The organism is Gordonia sp. NPDC062954 (genome assembly GCF_044543825.1).
Taxonomy (GTDB): Bacteria; Actinomycetota; Actinomycetes; order Mycobacteriales; family Mycobacteriaceae; genus Gordonia; species Gordonia tangerina.
Genome location: NZ_JBITWL010000022.1, coordinates 88,630 through 99,610, shown reverse-complemented (window position 1 = coordinate 99,610; position 10,981 = coordinate 88,630). Strand labels below are relative to the sequence as shown.

Here is a 10,981-nt window from a genome sequence, read left to right as displayed (position 1 = left end):
GCTGGAATGTTTTGTGTCTCAACACCACCAATCATTCCAGCTCAGAGGGCATTTTCACGTTATCGACACCCCGGATTCATCCACGGATCCAGGCTGAGGAACGAGGCGCCAGCCGAGTGTCACGAAGGGGCCGACACCGGCAGCCGCGCATCGAGGATCAGTCCGGTGATGCCGACCGCGAAGAAACACGCGCTGAGCACGAGCAGCAACGGATTGCGTTGCCCGGCCATCGCATCGCCGAGCAGAACCACCGCAACGGTCCCGGGAGCCATGCCGACGACGGTGGACAACAGGTAGGGAATTGCGCGGACCGACGACAACGCCGAACAATAGTTGGCCACGGAGAACGGGCAGGCGGCGATCAGGCGCAGTGACCCCACGGCCAACCAGCCCCGCCTGCGTAGCCGGTATTCCACCGAGCGCACCACCGGCTTGGTCAGATAGGGCCGTACCCGCTCGCGGCCGATTCTGCGCACCAACCAGAACGACACCATCGCCGACACGGTCGAGGCGATCATCGCGCCGGTGATCCCGACGACCGGGCCGAACAAGATCCCCGACATGACGGTGAACGGGGACCGGGGGATCGGAAAGACGGTGATGGCGGCGTAGGCGCCGAAGAAGGCCCAGACGAAGGCGGGGCCGAGACCTTCGCCCCAGGTCCGGACTGCGGCGATCGACGGGATCGGGATCAGGTAGGAACCCACCAGCACCAGCGCTACCACTGCGGTCAGGGTGAGCGCGGGGCGCACCACCCGCCGATCGATGCGGCGACGCGTCGTCGAGCCGGACGCCGCGTCGTCGGACGGGCGCCGGTGGGCGGCGGTGGCAGGCTCGGATGGCACCGCAACACTCTAGCTGCGCAGGGGCAGTGTGCCTTGTCACAACAGCCCACCCGTGTGGGCCGAGCGAGCGTTCGGCTAAAGTCGGGTACGCGCTCGACCCGAGCATCACGGAGGTGCCAAGCCCCATGTCGCAGACCACTGCGTCGACATCCGACCGGCCCGACCGGTCGCTCGATGAGGTCTATCAGTCCTGGTCACAGGCTGCAGCCGCGGTCGTGGCGAAGTCTCGACGGACGACCGTCGAGGAGTTGCCCGCCACGGCCGAGGAGCTTCTGTCGACCGAAACCATCGACGGATTGCGTATCCGTCCGCTCTATACGCGCAAGGACGAGACCGCTGAGTCCGGCCTGCCGGGTGGGTTTCCGTTCGTCCGCGGTGCGGACCCCGACCGCGACGTGACCCTCGGATGGCGCGTCACCGAGCGGTTCGGTGATGACGACACCCCGCCGGGTGAAGTGAATCGGCAGATACTCGAAGCTCTGGAGAACGGCACCAGCGGTCTCTGGCTGCGTATCGGTGGTGCGCTGACCGTCACCGATCTCGATGCCGTGCTCGACGGGGTCTACCTCGACCTCATTCCGGTGACCGTGGACGCCGGAGCCGATGGCATCGCCGCTGCCCGCGCGCTCCTCGAGCAGCAACAACGAGCCTCGGCCGCACCCGAGGCGCCGACGCCCACCGTCGCCACCATCACTTCATTCGGTTTCTCCCCGCTCACCGCAGCATTCTCCGGCCGACCCGATGTGGACGTCGATGAAGCCACCGCCATCGCTGCCGAAGCGATCGCGGGCGTCCGTACCTTCCGGGTGGACGGCACCGATTTCGCGACCGCGGGCGCCGACCACGGATTGGAACTCGCACTGATCGTCGCCGCTGCGGTCACCCACCTGCGTGACCTGACCGCAGCGGGGATGTCGGCGGCGGACGCCCTGAATCAGATCACCTTCGCCGTGTCAGCGGGTGACGACCAGTTCGCCACCATTGCCAAGTTCCGTGCCCTGCGCAGGATCTGGTCGCGCGTTGCCGAGGTCGTCGGTGCCCCCGATGCCGGCGCGGCCGCGACCCACGCCGTCACGGATCTGTCGATGCAGACTCAGCGTGATCCGTGGGTGAACATGCTGCGCACCACGATCGCGGCCTTCGGAGCCGGAATCGGTGGCGCAGACCAGGTCACCGTCCTCGGCTTCGACGCCGCGATTCCGGCCGAACACCGCACGTCCAGTGCCACCTTCTCGCGCCGGATCGCTCGCAACACCCAACTGTTGCTGCTGGAGGAGTCCAACATCGGCCGCGTGCTCGATCCGGCCGGCGGCTCCTGGTTCGTCGAGACCCTCACCGACGAGATGGCCGCCAATGCATGGACGGTATTCGGTGAGATCGAGGCCGCCGGCGGCTACCGTCGGGTTCTCGAGTCAGGGTGGATCGGCGATCGCGTCGGCGCCTCCTTGGCGCGCCGTGACGAGTCGGTCGCCCACCGCACCATCGCGGTGACCGGCGTCAACGAGTTCCCGAACCTCGACGAGAAACCACTGGGTGCGCCGACCGCGGACACCGCAGACCTACCGCTGGGCACGCCACGGCTCGCACGGGTCGGACGGGTCTTCGAGGAGTTGCGGGATCGATCCGACGGCGTCCTGGCCGCTACCGGTGCGCGTCCGTCGGTGCTGATGCTGCCCCTCGGGTCGGTGGCCGAACACAATGCGCGGACGACCTTCGTCGCCAATCTGCTGGCAGCCGGCGGGATCTCGGCGATCAATCCGGGACCCGTCAGCGCGGACGAAATCGGCGAACTGGTCCGCGAGCACCAGGCCTCGATCGCGGTGCTGTGCGCGAGCAAGCAACGCTACGCCGACGACGGCGCGGCCGCTCTGGCCGCTGCGCGGGCAACCGACCTGTCCTCGGTCCTGATGGCCGGGCCGGAGAAGGAGTGGCCGGATGATCAACGGCCAGACGGGTCACTGCGCATCCGTATCGATGCCGTCGCCACCCTCCGCGGACTTCTCGATCAGCTGACCAACGCATCGGCGGGAGCGACATCATGACCCAGACCGAACCAACCCGCGCCGCCGAGGATTTCGGTGCCGTACCGAGTTTCGCCGGGGTCGACCTCAACTCGACCACCCCCGGTGGCGATCTGTCGCGGGGACCCGCCTTGGAGCGTCTGGCGCAGGCGCAGGGTCAGTCCGTCGACGAGATCACCTGGAGCACTCCGGAACAGATCGATGTCGCACCGATCTACACCCGGTCCGATCGCGATTCGGTGACCGCCGACGACGAGCATCCCTACCCGTTGGACTCTGTCCCAGGCGAGGCGCCGTTCATCCGCGGCCCGTACCCGACGATGTACGTCAACCAGCCGTGGACCATCCGCCAGTACGCCGGGTTCTCCACCGCCGCGGAGTCCAACGCGTTTTACCGCCGCAACCTGGCGGCCGGCCAGAAGGGCCTGTCGGTGGCCTTCGACCTGGCCACCCACCGCGGCTACGACTCGGATCATCCTCGGGTCGCCGGCGACGTGGGCATGGCCGGCGTGGCCATCGACTCGATCCTCGACATGCGTCAACTCTTCGACGGCATCGACCTGGGTTCGGTCTCGGTGTCGATGACGATGAACGGTGCGGTGTTGCCGATCCTCGCGCTGTATGTCGTTGCGGCAGAGGAACAGGGGGTGCCGCCGGAGAAGCTCGCCGGGACCATTCAGAACGACATCCTCAAAGAGTTCATGGTCCGCAACACCTATATCTATCCGCCGAAGCCGTCGATGCGGATCATCTCGAACATCTTCGAGTACACCAGCCAGAAGATGCCGAAGTTCAACTCGATCTCCATCTCCGGCTACCACATCCAGGAGGCAGGTGCGACCGCCGATCTGGAGTTGGCGTACACCCTCGCCGACGGTGTCGAGTACATCCGCGCCGGACTGGAAGCCGGGCTCGACATCGACAAGTTCGCGCCGCGGCTGTCGTTCTTCTGGGGTATCGGCATGAACTTCTTCATGGAGGTCGCCAAACTGCGTGCCGCGCGACTGCTGTGGAGCGAGCTGGTCGCCGAGTTCTCTCCGAAGAATCCGAAATCGCTGTCGCTGCGTACACATTCACAGACCTCCGGTTGGTCGCTGACCGCGCAGGACGTGTTCAACAACGTCGCGCGCACGTGCGTCGAGGCGATGGCGGCGACACAGGGGCACACCCAGTCGTTGCACACCAACGCGCTCGACGAGGCCATCGCGCTGCCCACCGACTTCTCGGCCCGCATCGCGCGCAACACCCAGTTGCTGTTGCAGCAGGAATCCGGGACCACCCGTTCGATCGACCCGTGGGCCGGCTCGAACTACGTCGAGTGGTTGACGCACCAGCTGGCGCAGAAGGCGCGCGCGCACATTCGTGAGGTCGAGGAGACCGGCGGGATGACGCAGGCCATCAACGAGGGGCTGCCGAAGTTGCGCATCGAGGAGGCGGCTGCCCGCACCCAGGCTCGTATCGACTCCGGACGTCAGCCGCTCGTCGGCGTAAACAAATACCAGGTCGCCGACGACGAGGAGATCGAGGTCCTCAAGGTCGAGAACTCGAAGGTGCGTGCCGAACAGCTGGAGAAGCTGCAGCGGCTGCGTGCCGAGCGTGACGAGACCGCTGTGCAGGCCGCCCTGGCCGATCTCACCCGCGCGGCGGCGTCCGACGAGGGTGGGCTGGAGAACAACTTGATGGCCCTGGCCATCGAGGCCGCTCGCCACCAGGCGACCGTCGGTGAGATCTCCGAGGCGATGGAAAAGGTCTATGGTCGCCATCAGGCAGAGATCAAGACCATCAGCGGGGTGTATCGACATGAGGCGGGCGAGGTGAAGAGCGTCGACGCGGCGACCGAGGTCGTCCGGCAGTTCGCCGACGCCGAGGGACGTCGGCCTCGTGTGCTGGTCGCCAAGATGGGACAGGATGGTCACGATCGCGGTCAGAAGGTGATCGCCACCGCGTTCGCCGACCTCGGCTTCGACGTCGACGTGGGCCCGCTGTTCGCCACCCCCGAGGAGGTTGCCGCGCAGGCGGCCGACAACGACGTGCACGTGGTGGGCGTTTCTTCTCTCGCAGCCGGTCACCTGACCCTGGTGCCGGCGCTCAAACAGGCACTCGCCGACGTCGGCCGGCCCGACATCATGATCGTGGTGGGCGGCGTCATTCCGCCCGGTGACTTCGACGAGCTCTACGCGGCAGGTGCGTCGGCGATCTTCCCGCCGGGCACTGTGATCGCCGACTCGGCGGTGGAACTGGTCACCAAGCTCGCCGCCGGTCTGGGACACGAACTGGCCGGGGTCGCCGCCGAGTGACCTCCGACCCCAACGGCGCGACGGCGGCCGCGCGACGGCGTATCGACGTCGACGCGCTCGAGAAGGGCGTGCTCGACGATCGGCGCGCCGACCTCGCGCGTGCCATCACACTCGTCGAGTCCACACGCGCCGATCATCGAGCGGCCGCTCAGGAATTGCTGTTGCGGCTGACACCACGGTCGGGCCGGTCGTTCCGGGTCGGGATCACCGGGGTGCCCGGGGTGGGCAAGTCGACGACGATCGAGGCCCTGGGCATGCATCTGATCGACCAGGGCCACAAGGTCGCGGTGCTGGCGGTCGATCCGTCGTCGACGCGGACCGGCGGATCGATCCTGGGCGACAAGACCCGAATGGGTCGACTCTCGACGAACCCGAACGCCTACATCCGCCCATCGCCCACCTCCGGCACACTGGGCGGCGTCGCGAAGGCCACACGCGAGACGATCGTGCTGGTCGAGGCCGCCGGATTCGACGTGGTGCTCGTCGAGACCGTCGGGGTGGGACAGTCGGAGGTGACGGTCGCCAACATGGTGGACACCTTCACCTTCCTCACGCTGGCGCGTACCGGGGATTCGTTGCAGGGCATCAAGAAAGGCGTGCTGGAACTCGCCGACGTCGTGGTGGTGAACAAAGCCGACGGCAAACACCTGAACGAGGCCAAGGGTGCTGCGCGAGAGTTGACGAACGCGCTGAAACTCATCTATCCGCACGACGCGCTGTGGGTTCCGCCCGTGCTGACGATGAGTGCGCTCGAGCAGACCGGCGTCGCCGAGTACTGGGACGCGGTGTGCGAACACAACCAGACCCTCTCGGACGCAGGCGAGTTCGCGGCCCGCCGAAATCAGCAGCAGATCGACTGGACCTGGGCGATGGTGAACGATTTCGTGCTGACGCGCCTGGCCGACAGCCCGCAGGTGCGCGCGATCCGGCGCGACGTCGAGCAGCAGGTGCGCACGGGCGATCTGACGCCGGCGCTGGCAGCCCAACAGATCGTCGACGCGTTCGATCAGCGTGACGAGTGACCACCGGAATGTAGCGCCCGGCCGGCGGGGGCGGTGTCAGCTGATGAGTGGCGCGAGGGTCTGGCCGAGAAGTGACACCCGCCCGGGCACGTGGCCGTTGGCCGGAGCGTTGACGGTGAAACCGTCCACGCCGGTGGCCAGCAACTCGGCGTAGCGGGCGCCGACCTCATCCGGATCGCCGACGACGGCGGATCCGCGGCGCACCTCGGCAGCCGGATTGCGGGCCAGATATGCCTCGTACTCCGCGACGGCCTCGTCGTGGGTGGGTGCGATGCATGCCGAGGTCTGGAGGCTGACGCTGATCTCCGACCGGTCGCGGCCGAGGCGTGCACAGTGCCCGGCCAACGCCTCGAGTTTGCGACCGATGTCCTCTACGGCGCAGATCAGGTTCGACTCGTCGGCGTACTGGGCGACCAACCGCAACGTCTTACGCTCACCGCCGCCGCCGATCATGACCGGGATCTTTGACAGCGGTGCAGGCACATTGACGGCCTCGTGCGCGCGATACCACTTGCCGTCGAGACTCGGCCGAGCGCCGTCGAACATGCCCAGCACGATCTGCAAGGACTCCTCGAGCTTCTCGAACCGATCGGAGAAGCTGCCGAACTCGAAACCGAGGGAATCATGTTCGAGTTCGAACCAGCCGGCACCGATGCCGAGCTGGCCGCGGCCACCCGACACGATGTCCAGTGCGGTGACCGTCTTTGCGAGCAAGGCGGGATTACGGTAGGTGTTCCCGGTCACCAGCGACGACAGACGAACCGTCGAGGTGTGCTGAGCGAGCGCCGACAGCAACGTGTAGCACTCGAACATCGGCTCGTCGGGTTCGCCCAGGATGGGCAACTGGTAGAAGTGGTCCATCACCAGAACGGTGTCGAAGCCCGAGTTCTCGGCGTCGACCGCCTGGGCGACGACAGTGCCGAACAGCTGGTCGGGCGCAACGCCGGGATAGGTGAAATTGGGGATCTGATAGCCGAGTCTGGTCACACCTCGACGCTACGCCCGCACCCGACCTCAGTGCACCGGATCGATGCCCCCTCCGGTCACGATGCCCGGATTGCCTGATTGGGCAACCGATTTGGCGAAACCGCCGATCGTCTCGATCAGGTCGTCGAGCACGGCCTCGACGTCGGTCGACGTGGCGATACGGGCATTGGGCTCACCGGTCATGGAGCGTTCGTCGGCGACGGTCATTCCCCGGGTGAGCCTTCCGACCAACTCGACGTCGACCCGCGCCGGTACCGTCTCCACGATGTCGGGAGCCAGTGCCACCATCACCGCGAACGGGTCGTGCAGGTGGGCGAGGTAGCCCTCGTCGTGGGCGTGGTGGAACTCGAGATAGAAGCGCAGGGCGTCGATCAGGTGGCGGATCACCTCATTGTCGGCAACGGATCGCAATCCTGGTTCGTCGGTGGGATCGGGACATTCCACCGGCTCGCTGCCGGCCGCCGCGGCCAGTCGGACGAGATGATCGGGGGTGAGCGCCACCGACTCCGTCAGATCCAGAGGGCACACGATCGGGGCGCCGACACCCTCCGAACCACACGCCGCGAACACCTCGGCGGCCGCCTCCGGGTCGACCGCGATGTTCCATTCCGATGTCGGCGTCGTGTTGCCGTGCACGTGGAACGCGCCGCCCATGATCACCAACCGGGCGAGGCGGCCAGGCAGCGCCGGGTCACGACGGATCGCGGTCGCCAACGACGTCAGCGGTCCGGTCACCACGCCGATAAGCTCTCCCGGGTGTGTCGCCGCAGCCTCGATCCACGCATCGGCGGCATCGGTGGTACTCGGGCCGGCGGTGGCCACCGGGAGTTCGGCGTAGCCGACGCCCAACGGCCCGTGGGTGTCCTCGGTCGTCATGAGTTCGGCCACCAGCGGTACCGGCGAACCCACATGGACCGGCACATCGGTCCGGCCGCACAACTCGAGCCACGCGAGATTGTTGGCCGTCACCACATCGACGGGTACGTTTCCGGCGGTTGAAGCTATCCCGACCACGTCGACGTCGCGTCGTGCCAACAGATAGAGCAGCGCCACCGAATCGTCGATGCCGGTGTCACAGTCGAGGAACATGCGGATCACGTGACCATTGTCGCCTGTGGCGAGTGGTCGTCCACCTTCGCTGGCGCGCGCCGAAGGGCCGACATCGTGAGATTCGCCTCATCTGGTCCGGTCACGACGAGATCACGGCGGTGCGCGCGTCGTCGGTGGTGGACATGCGGCGTGTCATCCGTACGGTCGGTGCCATGACGCCTCAACTCATCGCTTTCGAATGGACGGAGACTAATCGCGAGTGGCTGATCGAGAACCCGATCCGGATCGTCGCGTACGTGGTGGTGGCGCTGATCGTGCGCTACCTGTTGCACCGGGTCATCGACCGGATGACGCGGCGGCCCAAGCCCGCGGCGCCGGACACCTCCGTGGAGTCGCGCAGACCGCCCCTGATCCGGCACCTGCGTGATCGGACTCCCGCCGGCGTCCGCGGAGGCGCAGCGGCCGCCGAACGCCGTGCGCAGCGTGCTCAGACCATCGGGTCGGTACTCAAGTCGACCGTGTCCATCATCCTGCTCGTGTGGGTGGTGCTGTCGATCCTCAGTGTGCTCGGCGTCAACATCGCACCGTTCATCGCATCCGCCGGGGTCGTCGGGTTGGCGATCGGCTTCGGCGCGCAGAACCTCGTCCGAGATTTCGTCTCCGGAGTGTTCATGCTGTTGGAGGATCAGTACGGCGTCGGTGACATCGTCGACCTCGGAGAGGCGATCGGCGAGGTGGAGACAGTCGGTCTGCGGATCACCACGCTGCGCGACATCGACGGCACGCTCTGGTACGTACGTAATGGCGAGATCCTGCGCGTTGGCAACATGAGTCAGGAGTATGCGGTGGCACGCATTGAGGTTCCGGTCTCGTTGTCGGCCGACATCGACCTCGCACAGCAGGTGGCGCTCGAGGCCGCCACCGCGTCGGTCACCGCGCCGGAGGTCGCCGACGACGTCCTCGGACAGCCGGAGATGCTTGGCGTGCAGGAGGTGTCGCCGGACATGGTGACCCTGCGGATGACGCTCAAGACCAAGGCGAACTCGCAGTGGGCGCTGCAGCGGCGCATCCGCAAGGACATCCTGCGCGCCTACGAGGAACACGGCATCGAGCTGCCGTACCCGAAGGGGCGCCTCGCCGGTCTACTCGGAAACGGAAACGGCACACCGTGACATGCCCGCCCTGAAGAACAGGAGAACCCCGGTCGATGACCGGGGTTCTCTTAGTGGTGTCCGAGGGGGGACTTGAACCCCCACGCCCGTTAATAGGGCACTAGCACCTCAAGCTAGCGCGTCTGCCATTCCGCCACTCGGACCTGCGTTCGCAGCGGGGACAACCTTAACCGAGGTTGCCCGTCTATCCCAAATCCCGTAGGAGTGGGGTGTGACTTCCCAGCGTGCGGGTGCCCGCGCAGTCGACGAAGTGGTCGACATCGTCAGTCAACTCATCCGATTCGACACCACCAACACCGGCGAGCCGGACACCACCAGGGGTGAGGAAGAGTGCGCCAAGTGGGTCGCACAACAACTCGAAGAGGTCGGCTACACGACTCAGTATGTTGAGTCGGGGCGTCCGGGACGCGGCAACGTGTTCGCGCGATTGGCCGGCCCGCCGGACGCCGAGCGCGGCGCTCTTCTGATTCACGGGCATCTCGACGTGGTGCCCGCCGAGCCGTCCGACTGGAGCGTGCATCCGTTTTCCGGATCGGTTTCCGACGGCTACATCTGGGGTCGCGGCGCCGTCGACATGAAGGACATGGTCGGGATGGCCCTGGCATTGGCCCGACAGTTCAAGCGAGACGGGACGGTGCCGCCACGCGAACTCGTCTTCCTGTTCACCGCCGACGAGGAGGCCGGTGGCACGTGGGGTGCCCACTGGCTCGTCGACAACCGTCCCGATCTCTTCGAGGGCATCACCGAGGCGGTCGGTGAGGTCGGCGGCTTCTCGTTGACCGTCGACCGGCCCGACGGCGAGCAGCGCAGGCTCTACCTCGTGGAGACGGCCGAGAAGGGTCTGTCCTGGATGCGGCTGACGGCGAGCGCGAAAGCCGGCCACGGATCGTTCCTGCACGACGACAACGCGGTGACCGAGATCGCCGAGGCAGTGGCACGGATCGGCCGACACACCTTCCCGCTCGTCATGACCGAATCGGTCAGCGAGTTCCTCGCGGCGGTGGGTGAGGAGACCGGCCTCGACCTGCGGCCGGACGCCCCTGACCTGGACACCACGTTGTTCAAGATCGGCAACATCGCCCGCATCATCGGCGCAACCCTGCGGGACACTGCGAACCCGACGATGCTCAAGGCCGGCTACAAGGCGAATGTGATCCCCCAGAAGGCGGAGGCCGTTGTCGACTGTCGGGTGCTGCCCGGACGCCAGGCCGCCTTCGAGAAGGAGATCGACGAGCTGATCGGGCCCAACGTCACGCGCGAATGGGTAACTCATCTCGACTCGTACGAGACGACCTTCGACGGCCACCTCGTCGATGCCATGAACGATGCGATCCTGGCCCACGATCCCCAGGGCAGAACGGTGCCCTACATGCTCTCCGGGGGCACCGATGCGAAGGCATTCGCCAAGCTGGGTATCCGCTGCTTCGGTTTCGCCCCACTGCAACTTCCGCCCGAACTCGACTTCGCCGCGCTGTTTCACGGCGTCGACGAGCGGGTACCGGTCGATGCGGTCGTTTTCGGAACCAGAGTCTTCGAACACTTCTTGATGCACAGTTGACCAGGCGCGTCCCGCGCTCACGTGAGAAA

8 protein-coding genes and 1 tRNA gene are annotated in these 10,981 nt (G+C 66.5%); 5 read left to right on the top strand and 4 right to left on the bottom strand.

Annotation, left to right across the window (positions count from 1 at the left end):
- Nucleotides 1–119 precede the first annotated feature (119 nt).
- Nucleotides 120–845, bottom strand: coding sequence for a TVP38/TMEM64 family protein (locus tag ACIGKQ_RS19345; RefSeq protein WP_396574692.1), 726 nt, complete (start codon nt 843–845; stop codon nt 120–122).
- Between the two features lie 125 nt (nt 846–970).
- Between ACIGKQ_RS19345 and ACIGKQ_RS19340 the strand changes: the two genes are divergently transcribed.
- The 3 genes from ACIGKQ_RS19340 to meaB are packed head-to-tail and all read left to right on the top strand — an operon-like array spanning nt 971 to nt 6,185.
- The gene (locus tag ACIGKQ_RS19340) at nt 971–2,887 is read left to right on the top strand and encodes a methylmalonyl-CoA mutase family protein (RefSeq protein WP_396574691.1); all 1,917 of its coding nucleotides are present in this window, start codon (nt 971–973) and stop codon (nt 2,885–2,887) included.
- Nucleotides 2,884–5,163 carry a methylmalonyl-CoA mutase gene (gene scpA / locus ACIGKQ_RS19335; protein WP_235724860.1) on the top strand — a complete coding sequence of 760 codons (2,280 nt, stop codon included), beginning with the start codon at nt 2,884–2,886 and terminating at the stop codon, nt 5,161–5,163. The genes ACIGKQ_RS19340 and scpA overlap by 4 nt, the downstream gene beginning before the upstream one ends.
- On the top strand, nt 5,160–6,185 hold the full coding sequence (gene meaB / locus ACIGKQ_RS19330; protein ID WP_235724858.1) for a methylmalonyl Co-A mutase-associated GTPase MeaB: 1,026 nt from the start codon (nt 5,160–5,162) through the stop codon (nt 6,183–6,185). Before scpA ends, meaB begins: the two co-directional genes overlap by 4 nt.
- A gap of 36 nt (nt 6,186–6,221) precedes the next feature.
- Here the strand turns inward: meaB and ACIGKQ_RS19325 are convergent, their stop codons facing one another.
- Nucleotides 6,222–7,172: an LLM class F420-dependent oxidoreductase gene (locus ACIGKQ_RS19325; RefSeq protein WP_235724857.1), complete on the bottom strand. Its 951-nt coding sequence runs from the start codon at nt 7,170–7,172 to the stop codon at nt 6,222–6,224.
- A 27-nt stretch (nt 7,173–7,199) separates the two neighbouring features.
- Nucleotides 7,200–8,261 carry a nucleoside hydrolase gene (locus ACIGKQ_RS19320; protein ID WP_277615380.1) on the bottom strand — a complete coding sequence of 354 codons (1,062 nt, stop codon included), beginning with the start codon at nt 8,259–8,261 and terminating at the stop codon, nt 7,200–7,202.
- Between the two features lie 173 nt (nt 8,262–8,434).
- Here ACIGKQ_RS19320 and ACIGKQ_RS19315 point away from each other — a divergent pair, with 173 nt between their 5' ends.
- Nucleotides 8,435–9,394, top strand: coding sequence for a mechanosensitive ion channel family protein (locus ACIGKQ_RS19315; RefSeq protein WP_235724855.1), 960 nt, complete (start codon nt 8,435–8,437; stop codon nt 9,392–9,394).
- 54 nt (nt 9,395–9,448) lie between these two features.
- Here ACIGKQ_RS19315 and ACIGKQ_RS19310 read toward each other — a convergent pair.
- Nucleotides 9,449–9,537, bottom strand: a tRNA-Leu gene (locus ACIGKQ_RS19310).
- A gap of 68 nt (nt 9,538–9,605) precedes the next feature.
- Between ACIGKQ_RS19310 and ACIGKQ_RS19305 the strand changes: the two genes are divergently transcribed.
- On the top strand, nt 9,606–10,952 hold the full coding sequence (locus tag ACIGKQ_RS19305) for a M20/M25/M40 family metallo-hydrolase (RefSeq protein WP_235724853.1): 1,347 nt from the start codon (nt 9,606–9,608) through the stop codon (nt 10,950–10,952).
- Nucleotides 10,953–10,981 lie beyond the last annotated feature (29 nt).